Annotated in this window: 13 protein-coding genes and 3 rRNA genes; 6 read left to right on the forward strand and 10 right to left on the reverse strand. The window is 66.2% G+C overall.

Features of this window, described 5'->3' with window-relative positions:
• Positions 1–14 precede the first annotated feature (14 nt).
• On the reverse strand, positions 15–1,046 hold the full coding sequence (locus N8I87_RS09005; protein WP_263207147.1) for an HAD hydrolase-like protein: 1,032 nt from the start codon (positions 1,044–1,046) through the stop codon (positions 15–17).
• 73 nt (positions 1,047–1,119) lie between these two features.
• Here N8I87_RS09005 and N8I87_RS09010 point away from each other — a divergent pair, with 73 nt between their 5' ends.
• Positions 1,120–2,403 carry a DUF1015 domain-containing protein gene (locus N8I87_RS09010; protein WP_263207148.1) on the forward strand — a complete coding sequence of 428 codons (1,284 nt, stop codon included), beginning with the start codon at positions 1,120–1,122 and terminating at the stop codon, positions 2,401–2,403.
• A gap of 60 nt (positions 2,404–2,463) precedes the next feature.
• Here N8I87_RS09010 and N8I87_RS09015 read toward each other — a convergent pair whose 3' ends face one another.
• Positions 2,464–3,255: an MSCRAMM family adhesin SdrC gene (locus tag N8I87_RS09015; protein WP_263216360.1), complete on the reverse strand. Its 792-nt coding sequence runs from the start codon at positions 3,253–3,255 to the stop codon at positions 2,464–2,466.
• Between N8I87_RS09015 and N8I87_RS09020 the strand changes: the two genes are divergently transcribed.
• A complete protein-coding gene (locus N8I87_RS09020) occupies positions 3,244–4,491 on the forward strand; it encodes a hypothetical protein (protein WP_263216975.1) in 1,248 nt (415 codons plus the stop codon). The genes N8I87_RS09015 and N8I87_RS09020 overlap by 12 nt on opposite strands.
• A gap of 57 nt (positions 4,492–4,548) precedes the next feature.
• On the opposite strand, the gene rrf is transcribed toward N8I87_RS09020, so the two are convergent.
• From rrf to N8I87_RS09040, 4 genes are all read right to left on the reverse strand, one after another.
• A 5S ribosomal RNA gene (gene rrf / locus N8I87_RS09025) occupies positions 4,549–4,665 on the reverse strand.
• A 106-nt stretch (positions 4,666–4,771) separates the two neighbouring features.
• Positions 4,772–7,891 (reverse strand): 23S ribosomal RNA (locus N8I87_RS09030).
• Positions 7,892–8,194: 303 nt separating this feature from the next.
• A 16S ribosomal RNA gene (locus tag N8I87_RS09035) occupies positions 8,195–9,722 on the reverse strand.
• Together the 16S, 23S and 5S rRNA genes form the textbook arrangement of a ribosomal RNA operon.
• Before the next feature lie 537 nt (positions 9,723–10,259).
• Complete coding sequence (locus N8I87_RS09040; protein ID WP_263207150.1) at positions 10,260–10,901, reverse strand: DNA-3-methyladenine glycosylase; 642 nt, start codon at positions 10,899–10,901, stop codon at positions 10,260–10,262.
• A 138-nt stretch (positions 10,902–11,039) separates the two neighbouring features.
• Between N8I87_RS09040 and N8I87_RS09045 the strand changes: the two genes are divergently transcribed.
• The 3 genes from N8I87_RS09045 (at position 11,040) to N8I87_RS09055 (ending at position 13,074) form a co-directional block, all read left to right on the forward strand.
• The gene (locus N8I87_RS09045) at positions 11,040–11,822 is read left to right on the forward strand and encodes a sporulation protein (protein WP_263207152.1); all 783 of its coding nucleotides are present in this window, start codon (positions 11,040–11,042) and stop codon (positions 11,820–11,822) included.
• Positions 11,823–11,862: 40 nt separating this feature from the next.
• Positions 11,863–12,402, forward strand: coding sequence for a YbhB/YbcL family Raf kinase inhibitor-like protein (locus N8I87_RS09050; RefSeq protein WP_263207153.1), 540 nt, complete (start codon positions 11,863–11,865; stop codon positions 12,400–12,402).
• A gap of 165 nt (positions 12,403–12,567) precedes the next feature.
• Positions 12,568–13,074, forward strand: a complete 507-nt coding sequence (locus N8I87_RS09055) for an HNH endonuclease (RefSeq protein ID WP_263207155.1) — start codon at positions 12,568–12,570, stop codon at positions 13,072–13,074.
• A gap of 86 nt (positions 13,075–13,160) precedes the next feature.
• Here N8I87_RS09055 and N8I87_RS09060 read toward each other — a convergent pair whose 3' ends face one another.
• The 3 genes from N8I87_RS09060 to N8I87_RS09070 all read right to left on the reverse strand — a co-directional run bounded on the left by N8I87_RS09060 (position 13,161) and on the right by N8I87_RS09070 (position 15,531).
• The gene (locus N8I87_RS09060) at positions 13,161–14,120 is read right to left on the reverse strand and encodes an SPFH domain-containing protein (protein ID WP_263207156.1); all 960 of its coding nucleotides are present in this window, start codon (positions 14,118–14,120) and stop codon (positions 13,161–13,163) included.
• A gap of 131 nt (positions 14,121–14,251) precedes the next feature.
• On the reverse strand, positions 14,252–14,683 hold the full coding sequence (locus N8I87_RS09065) for an NfeD family protein (RefSeq protein ID WP_263207157.1): 432 nt from the start codon (positions 14,681–14,683) through the stop codon (positions 14,252–14,254).
• A 50-nt stretch (positions 14,684–14,733) separates the two neighbouring features.
• The gene (locus N8I87_RS09070; protein ID WP_263207159.1) at positions 14,734–15,531 is read right to left on the reverse strand and encodes an ABC transporter ATP-binding protein; all 798 of its coding nucleotides are present in this window, start codon (positions 15,529–15,531) and stop codon (positions 14,734–14,736) included.
• Between the two features lie 150 nt (positions 15,532–15,681).
• On the opposite strand from N8I87_RS09070, the gene N8I87_RS09075 reads away from it, so the two are divergent.
• The gene (locus N8I87_RS09075) at positions 15,682–16,467 is read left to right on the forward strand and encodes an Rv1486c family protein (RefSeq protein ID WP_263207161.1); all 786 of its coding nucleotides are present in this window, start codon (positions 15,682–15,684) and stop codon (positions 16,465–16,467) included.
• Between the two features lie 120 nt (positions 16,468–16,587).
• Here N8I87_RS09075 and N8I87_RS09080 read toward each other — a convergent pair whose 3' ends face one another.
• Positions 16,588–16,833 (reverse strand): chaplin, encoded by a 246-nt coding sequence (locus tag N8I87_RS09080; protein WP_263207162.1) that lies wholly within the window; start codon positions 16,831–16,833, stop codon positions 16,588–16,590.
• Between the last annotated feature and the right edge of the window lie 104 nt (positions 16,834–16,937).

Here is a 16,937-nt window from a genome sequence, read left to right on the forward strand (position 1 = left end):
TCGGCCCATGGCACTCACAGCCCGAGCCGCGCCAGCGCCTTGTCTCCCTCCAGCTCGCAGGAGCCGTCCCCGGCCGCCGTCCAGGCCGCCGCGCACAGGGCCCGCAGACCGTCGAGGGCCTCGCCGTCGCCCTCCAGCTCCAGCCTTCCCGTGCTCCCCGCGGTGGCCGTCCATCCACCGCACCGGAAGCCTTCACTCTCCCGGGTGATCTCCGGCTGGCCGGTGAGCAGCCCGCGCAGATCGGCGTCCACGTACGTCGGCCGGTGCTGCGGCGGCGCGGCGAGCAGCTGGGCGCCGTCGGTGACACCGGTCAGCACGAGCAGCGAGTCGACCTCGCCGTTGAACGCGCCCTCGATGTCCGTGTCCAGCCGGTCCCCGACCACCACCGGCCGCTTCGCACCCGTCCGCAGGATCGTCTCCCGGTGCATGGGCGGCAACGGCTTGCCCGCCACCTGCGGCTCGGCTCCCGTGGCGATCCGTACCACCTCCACCGCCGCGCCGTTGCCCGGTGCGATCCCGCGCCCGCTCGGGATCGTCAGATCGGTGTTGGAGACGAACCACGGCACGCCGCGCGCGACCGCGTACGACGCCTCGGCGAACCGTCCCCAGGTCAGGCCGGGCCCGCCGTAGCCCTGCACCACCGCCGCCGGATCGTCGTCCGCCGACTCCACCGGCTCCAGACCGCGCTCACGCAGCGCCACCCGCAGGCCGTCACCGCCGATCACCAGCACCCGCGCCCCCGCCGGCACCTGCTCGCCGATCAGCCGCGCCACCGCCTGAGCGGAGGTGATGACATCACCGGCGCCCGTCGGTATCCCGAGCTCGCTCAGGTGCTCGGCCACCGCGTCGGGGGTCCGCAGCGCGTTGTTGGTGACGTACGCCAGATGCATACCTCCCGCACGCGCCACGGCCAGCGACTCGACCGCGTGCACGATCGCGTTCCCGCCCGCGTACACCACCCCGTCGAGATCGAGCAGCGCCGTGTCGTACACCTCGCTCAGGGGCCGGCCACTGCCCTCGGGCCTCGTCCTGACACCCTGGCTCATTCCACATCGCTCCTCGATCGCTCGCTCACCCACCGATCATCCCGCATGCCACCGGCACACGTACGATGCCGGGATGAACACTGCAGGTCACTCGGAAGCAACGGCGCCCCGAGGCCTGGAACTGACCCCGTTCCGAGGCCTTCGGTACGACCCCGACCGGGTCGGCAGCCTGGCCGCCGTGACATCCCCGCCCTACGACGTCGTCGTCCGCCCCGACGGCCTGCACCACCTCCAATCGGCCGATCCGCACAACATCGTCCGGCTGATCCTTCCGCAGGCCGGCACCCCCAGTGCGGGCAACGAACAGGCGGCCGACACCCTGCGCCGCTGGCTGGACGAGGGCGTCCTGACCACCGACCCCGAGCCGGGCCTCTACATCTACGAGCAGAGCGACGGCAACGGCATGCTGCAACGCGGCATCATCGGCGCCCTGCGCGTCTCGGAGCCCTCGGAGGGCGTGGTCCTGCCGCACGAGGACGTCATGCCGCCCATCATCGCCGACCGCGCCGCCCTGATGCGCGCCACCTCGGCGAACTTGGAGCCCCTGCTCCTGACCTACCGCGGCAACGGCTCCGCGTCCGACGTGGTCGAACGCACCGCCGAACGGCCCCCGCTGCTCTCGACGACCACCGAGGACGGCTTCCACCACCGCCTGTGGTCGGTCACCGACCCGGCCGAAGTGAACCTCGTCCAGTCGGACCTGTCCCGGCGTCAGGCCCTGATCGCCGACGGACACCACCGCTGGGCCACCTATCTGCGTCTACGCGCGGAGCATCCCTCCCCCAGCCCCTGGGACTACGGACTGGTCCTGCTGGTGGACACCGTCCGCTATCCGCTCCGCGTCCGGGCCATCCACCGTCTGCTGCACGGCCTGCCGGTGGCGGACGCGCTCGCGTCCCTGGACGGCCTGTTCCGGGTACGGCACTTCGACGTGTCGTTGCCCGAGGCCCTGGAGGTCCTGGCGGACGCGGCCTGCACCGGCAACGCCTTCCTGCTGGCCGGCGACGGCGCCTTCCATCTGATCGACCGCCCGGACCCGGACCTGCTGACCCGCACGGTCCCGGCGGACCGTCCCTTCGCCTGGCAGACCCTGGACGCCACGGTCCTGCACGCGGCGCTCCTCGAGCACGTCTGGCACATCCCCGAGGACTCCTCCGCGCACATCGCCTACATCCACGACGCGGCCGCCACGGTCGAGAAGGCGGAGCGCAACGGCGGTACGGCGGTCCTGCTGCACCCGGTCCGCGAAGAGGTCGTACTCGACCTGGCCCGCGAGGGCGTGACGATGCCCCGCAAGTCGACGTCGTTCGGCCCGAAGCCGGCGTCGGGGCTTGTGCTGCGCGCGCTGGACCTCTGACACGAAGAGGGCGGGATCCCGGTTGCCCGGGATCCCGCCCTCTCATCTGACTGACGGACGTCAGTCCTTGTCGCCGTCTTCCGCGGAGGCGTCCTGGGACTCGTGGTCGCTGTCGCCATCACTGTCGTGCTCGGCGTCGCTGTCACCGTCGTGCCCGCCGTCGTGCTCGCCCTCGTCCAGGGCGTCGACGAACTCCACACCGTCCATCTCGGCCAGCCGGTCGGAGGCGTCCGTGCTGCCGTCGCGGTCGGCCTCAACGGCCTTCGCGAACCACTCACGGGCCTCGCTCTCCCGCCCGGCGGCCAGCAGGGCGTCGGCGTAGGCGTAGCGCAGGCGGGCGGTCCAGGGCTGCACGGAGTTGGAGGCCAGCTCGGGGCTCTGCAGCGTCACGATCGCGGCGTCGAGCTGCCCCATGTCACGCCGGGCGCCGGCGGCGACGAGCCGCATCTCGACCTGACCGGCCTTGTCCAGCTTGTGCACCTCGGCGGCGCCCGCCATGTCCAGTGCCTTCTCCGGCCGCCCGAGCCCGCGCTCGCAGTCGGCCATGACCGGCCACAGGTCCATGTTGCCGGTCATACGCCGCGCGGCCCGGAACTCGGCGAGCGCCTCGCTGTACTTCTGGTTGGCGTACGCCGCGAACCCGGCCGCCTCGCGCACGGCGGCGACACGCGACGCCAGACGCAGGGCCACCTTGGAGTACCCGTACGCGCGCTCGGGGTCCTCGTCGATGAGCCGGGCGACCATCACCAGGTTCTTGGCGACGTCCTCCGCGAGCGTCTTCGGGAGGCTCTGCAGCTCCTGCCGTACGTCCTTGTCGATCTCGTCGCCCGTGACGTCCTCGTGGATGGGCAGCCGCTTGATCGGCTCACGGTCGCGGTCCCGCTCGCGCTCCTCACGGAAGCGGCCACCACCACCGCGCCGGTCGTCACCGGGCCGGCCACGGAAGCCACCGGGGCGCCCGCCGCGGTCGTCACGACGGCCGCCGCCGTAGCCACCACGGTCACCGCCGTATCCGCCGCGGTCGTCACGGCGGAAGCCACCGTGCTCACCGCGATCGGTGCGCTCGGGGCGGTCACCACGGTCGTCGCGGCGGCCGTATCCGGCACGGCTGTCGTCACGCCGGAATCCGCCGCGCCCGCCGCGGTCCTCACCGCGACGGTCGTCCCGGCGGTCGTCCCGGCGGTCGTCGCGGCGGCCGTAGCCACCACGGTCGCCGCGGTCGTCCCGACGCGGCCCGCCTGGACGGTCGTCGCGGCGGTACGCGGGACGAGGTCCACGGTCGCCGTCCCGCCGGTCATCACGCCGGTCGTCGCGGCGGTATCCGCCCCGGTCACCGTCACGGCGATCATCACGACGGTCGTCCCGGCGACCATAGCCACCGCGATCGTCACCCCGGCGCTCGCCACGGTCATCACGGCGGTCATCACGGCGGTAGGAGGGACGCTCGCCACGGTCACCGCGATCGTCCCGACGGAAACCACGGTCGCCGCGGTCGTCCCGACGCGGCCCGCCTGGACGGTCGTCGCGGCGGTACGCGGGACGAGGTCCACGGTCGCCGTCACGCCGGTCATCACGCCGATCGTCCCGACGGTCATCAGGCCGATCGTCACGCCGGTCGTCACGACGGCCGTAGCCACCACGGCTGTCGTCTCGACGGAAGCCACCGCGGTCACCACGGTCGTCACCACGGCGGTCGTCCCGACGGTCGCCACCACGGCGGTCGTCCCGACGGTCGCCACCACGGCGGTCGTCCCGACGGTCGCCACCACGGCGGTCGTCCCGACGGTCGTCACCACGGCGGTCGTCCCGACGGTCGTAGCCACCACGGCTGTCGTCTCGACGGAAGCCACCGCGGTCACCACGGTCGTCACCACGGCGATCGTCCCGACGGTCGTAGCCACCACGGTCGTTGTCCCGACGGTAGCCACCGCGGTCACCGCGGTCGCCGCGGTCACCGCGGTCGCCTCGGTACCCGCCACGGTCACCGCGGTCACCACTGTCCCGTCGCCGCTGGTCGCGCTCCGGTCGGTCGTCGGGAGAGTTGGTGGACATGGTGACTCCTGTCTTCGGTACCGCAAGCCATTCTAAAAACAAAAGGACCCCTGGTCCCAGCTGAACGCTGGGACCAGGGGTCCTCCAAAGATTGCTCGGCGGCGTCCTACTCTCCCACAGGGTCCCCCCTGCAGTACCATCGGCGCTGTGAGGCTTAGCTTCCGGGTTCGGAATGTAACCGGGCGTTTCCCTCACGCTATGGCCACCGAAACCCTAATGGTTTCGAGCGAACAAGCACACTTTTTACTTGTTTGTTCAGCTCTGAAGCCGGCAACAGTTCGTTGCCTCAGAACATACACAGTGGACGCGAGCAACTGAGGACAAGCCCTCGGCCTATTAGTACCGGTCAACTCCACCAGTTACCTGGCTTCCATATCCGGCCTATCAACCCAGTCGTCTACTGGGAGCCTTACCCCATCAAGTGGGTGGGAGTCCTCATCTCGAAGCAGGCTTCCCGCTTAGATGCTTTCAGCGGTTATCCCTCCCGAACGTAGCCAACCAGCCATGCCCTTGGCAGAACAACTGGCACACCAGAGGTTCGTCCGTCCCGGTCCTCTCGTACTAGGGACAGCCCTTCTCAAGACTCCTACGCGCACAGCGGATAGGGACCGAACTGTCTCACGACGTTCTAAACCCAGCTCGCGTACCGCTTTAATGGGCGAACAGCCCAACCCTTGGGACCGACTCCAGCCCCAGGATGCGACGAGCCGACATCGAGGTGCCAAACCATCCCGTCGATATGGACTCTTGGGGAAGATCAGCCTGTTATCCCCGGGGTACCTTTTATCCGTTGAGCGACGGCGCTTCCACAAGCCACCGCCGGATCACTAGTCCCGACTTTCGTCCCTGCTCGACCCGTCGGTCTCACAGTCAAGCTCCCTTGTGCACTTACACTCAACACCTGATTGCCAACCAGGCTGAGGGAACCTTTGGGCGCCTCCGTTACTCTTTAGGAGGCAACCGCCCCAGTTAAACTACCCATCAGACACTGTCCCTGATCCGGATCACGGACCCAGGTTAGACATCCAGCACGACCAGACTGGTATTTCAACGACGACTCACCGCGAACTGGCGTCCGCGTTTCAAAGTCTCCCAGCTATCCTACACAAGCCGAACCGAACACCAATATCAAACTGTAGTAAAGGTCCCGGGGTCTTTCCGTCCTGCTGCGCGAAACGAGCATCTTTACTCGTAGTGCAATTTCACCGGGCCTATGGTTGAGACAGTCGAGAAGTCGTTACGCCATTCGTGCAGGTCGGAACTTACCCGACAAGGAATTTCGCTACCTTAGGATGGTTATAGTTACCACCGCCGTTTACTGGCGCTTAAGTTCTCAGCTTCGCCCCACCGAAATGGAGCTAACCGGTCCCCTTAACGTTCCAGCACCGGGCAGGCGTCAGTCCGTATACATCGCCTTACGGCTTCGCACGGACCTGTGTTTTTAGTAAACAGTCGCTTCTCGCTGGTCTCTGCGGCCACCCCCAGCTCACCGAGTAAATCGGATCACCGGAGCTGGCCCCCCTTCTCCCGAAGTTACGGGGGCATTTTGCCGAGTTCCTTAACCATAGTTCACCCGAACGCCTCGGTATTCTCTACCTGACCACCTGAGTCGGTTTAGGGTACGGGCCGCCATGAAACTCGCTAGAGGCTTTTCTCGACAGCATAGGATCATCCACTTCGCCACAATCGGCTCGGCATCAGGTCTCAGCCGTATGCAAGGCGGATTTGCCTACCTTGCGGCCTACACCCTTACCCCGGGACAACCACCGCCCGGGATGGACTACCTTCCTGCGTCACCCCATCACTCACCTACTAACCGCTTGGTCCGGCGGCTCCACCACTCCCCTCAACTCCGAAGAGATCAGGGCGGCTTCACGGCCTTAGCATCACGATGCTCGATGTTTGACGCTTCACAGCGGGTACCGGAATATCAACCGGTTATCCATCGACTACGCCTGTCGGCCTCGCCTTAGGTCCCGACTTACCCTGGGCAGATCAGCTTGACCCAGGAACCCTTAGTCAATCGGCGCAAACGTTTCTCACGTTTGTATCGCTACTCATGCCTGCATTCTCACTCGTCAACCGTCCACAACTACCTTCCGGTGCTGCTTCACCCGGCAGACGACGCTCCCCTACCCATCACAGCAGGCGTTGGCCCTATATGCTGCAATGACACGACTTCGGCGGTACGCTTGAGCCCCGCTACATTGTCGGCGCGGAATCACTAGACCAGTGAGCTATTACGCACTCTTTCAAGGGTGGCTGCTTCTAAGCCAACCTCCTGGTTGTCTGTGCGACTCCACATCCTTTCCCACTTAGCGTACGCTTAGGGGCCTTAGTCGATGCTCTGGGCTGTTTCCCTCTCGACCATGGAGCTTATCCCCCACAGTCTCACTGCCGTGCTCTCACTTACCGGCATTCGGAGTTTGGCTAAGGTCAGTAACCCGGTAGGGCCCATCGCCTATCCAGTGCTCTACCTCCGGCAAGAAACACACGACGCTGCACCTAAATGCATTTCGGGGAGAACCAGCTATCACGGAGTTTGATTGGCCTTTCACCCCTAACCACAGGTCATCCCCCAGGTTTTCAACCCTGGTGGGTTCGGTCCTCCACGAAGTCTTACCTCCGCTTCAACCTGCCCATGGCTAGATCACTCCGCTTCGGGTCTTGAGCGTGCTACTGAAACGCCCTGTTCGGACTCGCTTTCGCTACGGCTTCCCCACACGGGTTAACCTCGCAACACACCGCAAACTCGCAGGCTCATTCTTCAAAAGGCACGCAGTCACGAGATACAGCAAGCTGCATCCGACGCTCCCACGGCTTGTAGGCACACGGTTTCAGGTACTATTTCACTCCCCTCCCGGGGTACTTTTCACCATTCCCTCACGGTACTATCCGCTATCGGTCACCAGGGAATATTTAGGCTTAGCGGGTGGTCCCGCCAGATTCACACGGGATTTCTCGGGCCCCGTGCTACTTGGGTGTCTCTCAAACGAGCCGCTGACGTTTCAGCTACGGGGGTCTTACCCTCTACGCCGGACCTTTCGCATGTCCTTCGCCTACATCAACGGTTTCTGACTCGTCCTGTCGCCGGCAGACGACAGAAGAGAGATCCCACAACCCCGCATGCGCAACCCCTGCCGGGTCTCACACGCATACGGTTTGGCCTCATCCGGTTTCGCTCGCCACTACTCCCGGAATCACGGTTGTTTTCTCTTCCTGAGGGTACTGAGATGTTTCACTTCCCCTCGTTCCCTCCACACTGCCTATGTGTTCAGCAGTGGGTGACAGCCCATGACGACTGCCGGGTTTCCCCATTCGGAAACCCCCGGATCAAAGCCTGGTTGACGACTCCCCGGGGACTATCGCGGCCTCCCACGTCCTTCATCGGTTCCTGGTGCCAAGGCATCCACCGTGCGCCCTTAAAAACTTGGCCACAGATGCTCGCGTCCACTGTGCAGTTCTCAAACAACGACCAGCCACCCGTCACACACCAGAACTCTGATGCTTCACCGGGGCCGACATCCGAGAAGGGCGAGCAGCGCTCGCACCCTCAGACACCCAACAGCGTGCCCGACACCCTCGCCTCCCCATCTCGCGTTCCACGCCGAAGCAGTACTAGCGACCAGAGCAGGTCAAGTGTGCCGAGTAGTCAACGTTCCACCCATGAGCTGACCACCGTCGGACGTTTGCCGACGTAGTGGCTCTGGATCTCTTACGAGATCTAGATGCTCCTTAGAAAGGAGGTGATCCAGCCGCACCTTCCGGTACGGCTACCTTGTTACGACTTCGTCCCAATCGCCAGTCCCACCTTCGACAGCTCCCTCCCACAAGGGGTTGGGCCACCGGCTTCGGGTGTTACCGACTTTCGTGACGTGACGGGCGGTGTGTACAAGGCCCGGGAACGTATTCACCGCAGCAATGCTGATCTGCGATTACTAGCGACTCCGACTTCATGGGGTCGAGTTGCAGACCCCAATCCGAACTGAGACCGGCTTTTTGAGATTCGCTCCACCTCACGGTATCGCAGCTCATTGTACCGGCCATTGTAGCACGTGTGCAGCCCAAGACATAAGGGGCATGATGACTTGACGTCGTCCCCACCTTCCTCCGAGTTGACCCCGGCGGTCTCCTGTGAGTCCCCATCACCCCGAAGGGCATGCTGGCAACACAGAACAAGGGTTGCGCTCGTTGCGGGACTTAACCCAACATCTCACGACACGAGCTGACGACAGCCATGCACCACCTGTACACCGACCACAAGGGGGACCCTGTCTCCAGGGTTTTCCGGTGTATGTCAAGCCTTGGTAAGGTTCTTCGCGTTGCGTCGAATTAAGCCACATGCTCCGCCGCTTGTGCGGGCCCCCGTCAATTCCTTTGAGTTTTAGCCTTGCGGCCGTACTCCCCAGGCGGGGAACTTAATGCGTTAGCTGCGGCACCGACGACGTGGAATGTCGCCAACACCTAGTTCCCACCGTTTACGGCGTGGACTACCAGGGTATCTAATCCTGTTCGCTCCCCACGCTTTCGCTCCTCAGCGTCAGTAATGGCCCAGAGATCCGCCTTCGCCACCGGTGTTCCTCCTGATATCTGCGCATTTCACCGCTACACCAGGAATTCCGATCTCCCCTACCACACTCTAGCTAGCCCGTATCGACTGCAGACCCGAGGTTAAGCCTCGGGCTTTCACAATCGACGTGACAAGCCGCCTACGAGCTCTTTACGCCCAATAATTCCGGACAACGCTTGCGCCCTACGTATTACCGCGGCTGCTGGCACGTAGTTAGTTAGCGCTTCTTCTGCAGGTACCGTCACTTTCGCTTCTTCCCTGCTGAAAGAGGTTTACAACCCGAAGGCCGTCATCCCTCACGCGGCGTCGCTGCATCAGGCTTTCGCCCATTGTGCAATATTCCCCACTGCTGCCTCCCGTAGGAGTCTGGGCCGTGTCTCAGTCCCAGTGTGGCCGGTCGCCCTCTCAGGCCGGCTTACCCGTCGTCGCCTTGGTGAGCCATTACCTCACCAACAAGCTGATAGGCCGCGGGCTCATCCTTCACCGCCGGAGCTTTCCACCACCCGACCATGCGGTCAGTGGTTGTATCCGGTATTAGACCCCGTTTCCAGGGCTTGTCCCAGAGTGAAGGGCAGATTGCCCACGTGTTACTCACCCGTTCGCCACTAATCCACCCCGAAGGGCTTCATCGTTCGACTTGCATGTGTTAAGCACGCCGCCAGCGTTCGTCCTGAGCCAGGATCAAACTCTCCGTGAATGTTTACTCGGCCAGTAAATTAATACAGCCGGTTGAACACCACGAGAGCGGTGCGAGAGGAGGAATAGTCCCCTCGCACACAGCGTCCTCGCTGTGTTATTTCAAAGGAACCTCGACCATCGAACAGAATGTCCGACAGACGGGGTATCAACATATCTGGCGTTGACTTTTGGCACGCTGTTGAGTTCTCAAGGAACGGACGCTTCCTTTGTACTCACCCTCTCGGGCTTTCCTCCGGGCGCTTCCCTTCGGTGTTTCCGACTCTACCAGATCCTTTCGGCGTCCGATTCCCGGTCGGCGGGATTTGTCTGGGGCTTCCGGCTTTCGCCTGTCGGCCTTTCGACATTCACTACGTTAGCCGATCCTCTCGGCAACTCATAATCGAGTTCCGCGGGCTTGAATTCGGGCATGCGGACACGCCGAAATTCGCCCCGGTCGAGGGGAAGTAGCAGGTAGTGGGTTGGCCGCTCCGGCTGCTGGCGATTGCCGTACCCGGTTCAGCGGCTCGGGCCACATTACGCACCTTCCAGGGACGCGTCAACTTGAGCGGCGCCTGGGCACGTGGGCCCGATAGGGGCTCACCGTCGGGTCGTTCGCGACCCAGAATCGCCAGGGGTGTACGCCTCCGTCGCCGGCCACACCCGTGCGGGGGCCGTTGCGCACCTGGTCGGAGGGCACCGAGGTACCGGTGAGCATCCTCAGTGGTGTCTCGCCGGAAGCGCACGCGTCCGTGCCGCTGAGTGCGCGGTCCACGTCCAGGGCCGTGGCCAGGCGTGCCGGCCCTTTGGCCAGTTCCTTGTCATTTCGGGCCGAGAGCCGACGTTTACGCGCGAGCTCGGCGCCCTCCACGACCTCCCCCGCGCGGAGCAGGACGGCGCTCGCCGAGCCTTCCGGACCGCAGACGAGGTTCATGCAGTGCCACATGCCGTAGGTGAAGTAGACGTACACGTGTCCGGGCGGACCGAACATCACGTCGTTGCGGGGTGTGCGGCCGCGATAGGCGTGCGAGCCGGGGTCGTTCGGGCCGTCGTATGCCTCGACCTCCGTGAGGCGCACGGCGATCGGGCCGTCCGGGGTGCTTCGCACGAGGATCCGGCCGAGAAGGTCGGGGGCGACTTCCAGCACAGGGCGGTCGAAGAATGTCCTGGGCAGTGGCGTACGGTCCGGGGGCGCGATCATGTCGTACGAGCGTAGTCCAGACGTGTCTGTGTCAAGGGGTGGTCAAAGGATCCCCCGCTTGCCAGGGTGTGGCGCGGAACCGGCCGCGTCCGGATCGCGTTTGTAGGGATCAGGGAATCCACACGCAAAGGGAGAGTCATGGGGTTCAAGAAGCTGCTCGCGAGTCTGGGCGCCGGCGGGGCTTCGGTCGAGACGGTGCTGACCGAGGTCAACGTCGTTCCGGGTGGTGTCGTCCAGGGTGAGGTGCGGATCCAGGGCGGGTCCGTCAGCCAGGAGATCGAGGGGCTGTCCGTGGGCCTGCAGGCCCGGGTCGAGGTGGAGAGCGGCGACGAGGAGTACAAGCAGAACATCGAGTTCACCAAGGTGCGGCTCGGCGGTGCCTTCCAGCTGCAGGCCGGTGCCGTGCACACCGTTCCGTTCGGGCTGGAGATCCCCTGGGAGACGCCGGTCACGATGATCGACGGGCAGGCCCTGCGCGGTATGCACATCGGTGTGACCACGGAGCTGGAGATCGCCCGTGCGGTGGACTCCGGTGATCTGGACCCCATCAACGTGCACCCGCTGCCGGCTCAGAAGGCGATCCTGGACGCGTTCATCCAGCTGGGCTTCCGCTTCAAGAACGCGGACATGGAGCGCGGTCACATCCGGGGCACGCGGCAGCGGCTGCCGTTCTACCAGGAGATCGAGTTCTTCCCGCCGTCGCAGTACCGGGGCCTGAACCAGGTGGAGCTGAGCTTCGTGGCGGACGAGCAGGCCATGGACGTCATCCTGGAAATGGACAAGAAGCCGGGCCTGTTCAGCGAGGGCTCTGACACCTTCCGGTCCTTCCAGGTGGGTCTGCACGACTTCCAGGGGACCGACTGGGCGGCGTACCTCAACCAGTGGCTGTCCGAGGTCGGCAGCAAGCGCAACTGGTTCTAGGCTCGGGTCCTACTGAAGGAACCGATCAGGAGGTACCGAGGTGACCGAGCTCAAGCGGCGGCCGCTCCCCCATGACTTCCACCCGCCCGTGCCGTCGTTCACGGTGACGAGCGAGGACGTCGAGCCGAACGCGAGGCTCAACGACGCTCAGGTCCACGCGGCCGGCAACACCTCCCCGCAGCTGCGGTGGGAGGGGTTCCCGGCCGGGACCAAGAGCTTCGCCGTGACCTGCTACGACCCGGACGCCCCGACCGGCAGCGGTTTCTGGCACTGGGTCCTGTTCGACATCCCGGCCTCCGTGACCGAGTTGCCGGTGGGTGCGGGCAGCGGCAAGTTCGAGGGTCTGCCCGAGGGCGCGGTGCACGCGCGCAACGACTACGGGTCGAAGGACTTCGGCGGTGCCGCTCCGCCGCCCGGGGACGGACCGCACCGGTACGTCTTCACCGTGTACGCGGTGGACCAGGACAAGCTCGGTCCGGATTCCGACGCGTCCCCGGCCGTCGTCGGTTTCAATCTGCGGTTCCATGCGATCGCGCGTGCCCAGCTCATCGGTGAGTACGAGAATCCCGCCGAGGGCTGACGCGGCGCCGATTCAGCCCAGCGTTCATGGAACGTTTGCCCGCCTCCGGTCTTGGAAGTGATCAGAGGCGGGCATTTTTTATTGCGTTGTCCATCTCGGCGCGCCCGTACAGAGTTGATCCAAGCCCGCCGGGGGGTGGGCAGGTGCGCACGGGAGGTGGGCTGGATGCGGGACACGCTGGTGCTGAACGCGAGCTTCGAGCCGCTGTCGACGGTGACTCTGAACCGGGCTGTCGTTCTGGTGCTGCAGGACAAGGCCGTCGTCGAGCAGGCCCACCCCGAACTGCGTATGCGGGGTGCCGATGTGGACATACCCGCGCCCCGGGTGATCAGGCTGTGCAGGTATGTACGGGTGCCGTTCCGAAGACAAGCGCCGTGGTCGAGGCGGGGTGTGCTGGTGCGGGACCGGCACAGGTGCGCGTACTGCGGGCGGCGGGCGACGACCGTGGACCATGTGGTGCCGCGGGCGCAGGGTGGCGCGGACTCGTGGCTGAACACGGTCGCCTCGTGCGCGGAGGACAACCACCGCAAGGCGGACCGGACTCCGGAGCAGGCGGGTATGCCGCTGCTGCGGCCGCCGTTCGAGCCGACGCCGCAGGACGCGATGCTGCTGGCGCTCGGGCGGGAGGACTTCGAGGCGCTGCCGGAGTGGCTGTCCCAGCCGGCCGCGTAGCCAGTATGTCGGTCGGCCGCGCAGCCGGTATGTGAGAAGGGCTCGCCTTCCTGGGAAGGCGAGCCCCTCGTCGTATCACGAGTGCGTCAGTCGATCGACGGCTTCTCGCGGCGCTCGTTGCCGTTGTTCTGCTGCGGGACGGAGGTTCCGCCGCCGCCCGAACCGCCCGCCAGGGGGCCGAAGTTGCCCATGGCGCCGGACAGGCCCTTGAGGGCATCGCCGATCTCGCTGGGGACGATCCAGAGCTTGTTGGCGTCGCCCTCGGCGATCTTCGGGAGCATCTGCAGGTACTGGTAGCTGAGCAGCTTCTGGTCGGGGTCGCCGGCGTGGATCGCCTCGAAGACCGTGCGGACGGCCTGGGCCTCGCCTTCGGCGCGCAGGGCGGCGGCCTTGGCCTCACCCTCGGCGCGCAGGATCTGGGACTGCTTCTCACCCTCGGCGGTGAGGATGGCCGCCTGACGCGTGCCTTCCGCGGTGAGGATCGCGGCGCGCTTGTCACGGTCGGCGCGCATCTGCTTCTCCATCGAGTCCTGGATGGAGGTCGGCGGTTCGATGGCCTTGAGCTCGACGCGGTTGACGCGGATGCCCCACTTGCCGGTGGCCTCGTCGAGCACACCGCGCAGGGCCGCGTTGATCTCCTCACGGGAGGTCAGGGTGCGCTCCAGGTCCATGCCACCGATGATGTTGCGGAGCGTGGTGACGGTGAGCTGCTCGATCGCCTGGATGTAGCTGGCGACCTCGTAGGTGGCCGCGCGGGCGTCGGTGACCTGGTAGTAGATGACCGTGTCGATGTTCACGACCAGGTTGTCCTGGGTGATCACCGGCTGCGGCGGGAACGGAACGACCTGTTCGCGCAGGTCGATGCGGTTGCGGATGGTGTCGATGAACGGGACCACGATGTTGAGGCCCGCGTTGAGTGTCCGTGTGTAGCGGCCGAAGCGCTCGACGATGGCGGCGCTGGCCTGTGGGATGACCTGGATCGTCTTGATCAGGGCGATGAAGACCAACACCACCAGAATGATCAATACGATGATGACCGGTTCCATCGTGGCTCCCCGTACCCTTCTCCGCCTCGGCGCCTTCGGCAGATCTCATGACTGTTGAAGATCTTGCTGGACGAGTCTGACAGACCGTCGCACAACTCGTGGGGTGTTCGGTTCAGTTGAGTCCTGCGAGGTCAGATGACGATCGCCGTCGCCCCCTCGATGTCCACGACGTCGACTTCCTGCCCCACTTCGTAGGCGCGGTCGGTGTCGAGCGAACGCGCCGACCAGATCTCCCCGGCGAGCTTGATGCGGCCGCCGGAGCCGTCGACGCGTTCCAGTACGACGGCCTGCTTGCCCTTCAACGCATCCACGCCTGTGGCGAGTTGGGGGCGCTGGGCGCTGTGCCGGGCCGCGATGGGCCGTACGACGGCGATGAGGGCGACCGAGACGACCACGAAGGTGAGTACCTGGACGACGACGTCGAAGCCGAGGCCCGCGACGGCCGCGGCCGCGACGGCGCCGACGGCGAACATGCCGAACTCAGGCATCGCCGTGATCACGAGCGGGATTCCGAGCGCCGCAGCGCCGATGAGCCACCACACCCAGGCGTCGATGTCGTTCACATGGTCATGTTAGAACCGCGGACGGTGCCGCGGACAGGGCGCAAAGGGGGTCAGGACAGCGGCAGACCCTGGGCGGTCCAGCGGTCGCCGACCTGCTCCACGACGAGCGGGAGGCCGAAGCAGAGGGAGAGGTTGCGCGAAGTGAGCTCGAGCTCCAGCGGGCCCGCGGCGAGGACCTTGCCCTGGCGGAGCATGAGGACGTGGGTGAAGCCGGGGGCGATCTCCTCGACATGGTGGGTGACCATGATCATGGAGGGGGCGATCGGGTCGCGGGCGAGGCGGCCGAGGCGGCGGACCAGGTCCTCACGGCCGCCGAGGTCGAGGCCGGCGGCGGGCTCGTCCAGCAGGAGCAGTTCGGGGTCGGTCATCAGGGCGCGGGCGATGAGGGTGCGCTTGCGCTCGCCCTCGGAGAGCGTGCCGAACTTGCGCTCCAGGTAGTCGGTCATGCCGAGGCGGTCGAGGAAGGCGCGGGCACGCTGCTCGTCGACCTCCTCGTAGTCCTCGTGCCAGTGCGCGGTCATGCCGTACGCGGCGGTCAGCACGGTCTCGAGGACGGTCTGGCGCTTGGGGAGCTTGTCGGCCATGGCGATGCCGGCCACGCCGATGCGGGGGCGCAGCTCGAAGACGTCGGTGCCGGGTGTGCCGAGGGTCTCACCGAGGATGGTGGCGGTGCCCTTGCTGGGGTAGAGGTAGCTGGAGGCGACGTTCAGGAGGGTGGTCTTGCCGGCGCCGTTGGGGCCGAGGATGACCCAGCGCTCGCCCTCCTTCACCGACCAGGAGACCTGGTCCACCAGAGCCCGGCCCTCACGGACCACGGATACGTCCTGAAGCTCCAGAACATCGCTCATGAGCGCGTTGTCTCCCCTTGCAGTGTGGCCGGTCTCGGCTGTCGCGTACGCCTGTGGCTCGGTCCGCCGCGCCAGTGGGCGCAGCCCCTACGAAATCTACGCCACCGGTGGCGCGGTTCATTCCATCGGTCCGGTCCTTAGGGTGGGGGCATGCTCTCGGAACCGCGTTCAGGACGCCTCGCCGCTTGGGGAAATGCCCTATTGACCGGACTTGTCTCGCCGGATGACGCCGTACTCGCCATCGTCGGCGAGGACGCGGTGCACCGGGTGGAGGGGCTGCCGGGTGAGTCGGCGCCGGTCGGGCTCACGCTCGCGCTGGGGCGGCTGCGGACGCTCGGGGTGACCGGGCTGCGGGTGGCGCTGCCCGCGCCGGGGCATCCGCTGGGGCTGAGCGGGCCGCCGGAGTTCAACGCGCGGGCGCTGGAGGCCGAGGAGGCGGTGATCTGCCACGGCGCCGCGTTCGGGCTGGTGCCCGAGCTGTACGAGACCGGGCCCGCCGGTGATGTGCATGCCGAGGTGGTCTGGCACTGTCTGCCGGTGCGGGAGGCGCCGCCCGCGGATGTGCCGTCGTTGGGTGAGGCCGAGCGGGAGCTGGCGGAGGCCCTCAGGGACGCGACGGCGATGCTCTCGCGGCTGGACGTGGCGGGGTCGGGGCCGGTGGCGGAGGCGGCGATCGACGCGTACCGGGCGCGGGCCGAGCGGGGGAACGAGGTGCTGGCGCCGGGGTATCCGCCGCGGGCGGTGCGGGTGTTGGAGCTGGCTCAGCGGGTGGGGCTGCTGATCTCCCTCGCCCATGAGAACGGCCATGGGGGTGCGGTGAGCGCCTCGGAGATGGCGGCGCGGGGGGCCGCGCTGCGGCCGGTGGAGCGGACGGCACGGCGGGCGCAGGTCGCGGCGTACAACTCCGTTGTGGAGGAGCGGGAGCGGGGTCGGTGAGCGCCGGTCGGTGGTGATCGGCGTTGGTGTGGGCCGACTGGGGGCTCCGCCCCCAGACCCCCATCGGCCTGAACGGCCTCCCGGTGAGGGTCGGGAGGCCTGAGGGCGGCGGGGGTGGGCTCAGTGGTTGAGTCCCACGTTGCCGAAGGCCGGGTTCAGGGCGCCGATGACGTTCACACTGTTGCCCACCACGTTCACCGGGACGTGCACGGGGGCCTGGACGACGTTGCCCGAGACGACGCCCGGGGAGCCCTTGGCCTCGCCGCCGGCCCAGGAGCCGTTCGTGGCGGAGGCCATTCCGGCACCGGCCGCCAGCAGGCCCCCGGCCACCATGGTCACGGCCGCTGCCTTCTTCAGGTTCTTCACTTTCAACCCCTCCTTGGCGATCACCGCGGCAGTCGCCGCGGCACGCACTGGAGAACGGCGGAGATCGCGGGAGGGTGCGCCGTCCGGGTGACATTCCCCCGACG

Source organism: Streptomyces sp. HUAS 15-9 (assembly GCF_025642155.1).
In the GTDB taxonomy this organism is placed as follows: Bacteria; Actinomycetota; Actinomycetes; order Streptomycetales; family Streptomycetaceae; genus Streptomyces.

Excerpts from the sequence above, each read along its gene's own strand:
- N8I87_RS09075 (WP_263207161.1), top strand. The coding sequence starts at position 15,682 with ATGCTCTCGGAACCGCGTTCAGGACGCCTCGCCGCTTGGGGAAATGCC.
- N8I87_RS09045 (WP_263207152.1), top strand. The coding sequence starts at position 11,040 with ATGGGGTTCAAGAAGCTGCTCGCGAGTCTGGGCGCCGGCGGGGCTTCG.
- N8I87_RS09055 (WP_263207155.1), top strand. The coding sequence starts at position 12,568 with ATGCGGGACACGCTGGTGCTGAACGCGAGCTTCGAGCCGCTGTCGACG.
- N8I87_RS09010 (WP_263207148.1), top strand. The coding sequence starts at position 1,120 with ATGAACACTGCAGGTCACTCGGAAGCAACGGCGCCCCGAGGCCTGGAA.
- N8I87_RS09005 (WP_263207147.1), bottom strand. The coding sequence starts at position 1,046 with ATGAGCCAGGGTGTCAGGACGAGGCCCGAGGGCAGTGGCCGGCCCCTG.
- N8I87_RS09040 (WP_263207150.1), bottom strand. The coding sequence starts at position 10,901 with ATGATCGCGCCCCCGGACCGTACGCCACTGCCCAGGACATTCTTCGAC.
- N8I87_RS09070 (WP_263207159.1), bottom strand. The coding sequence starts at position 15,531 with ATGAGCGATGTTCTGGAGCTTCAGGACGTATCCGTGGTCCGTGAGGGC.
- N8I87_RS09060 (WP_263207156.1), bottom strand. The coding sequence starts at position 14,120 with ATGGAACCGGTCATCATCGTATTGATCATTCTGGTGGTGTTGGTCTTC.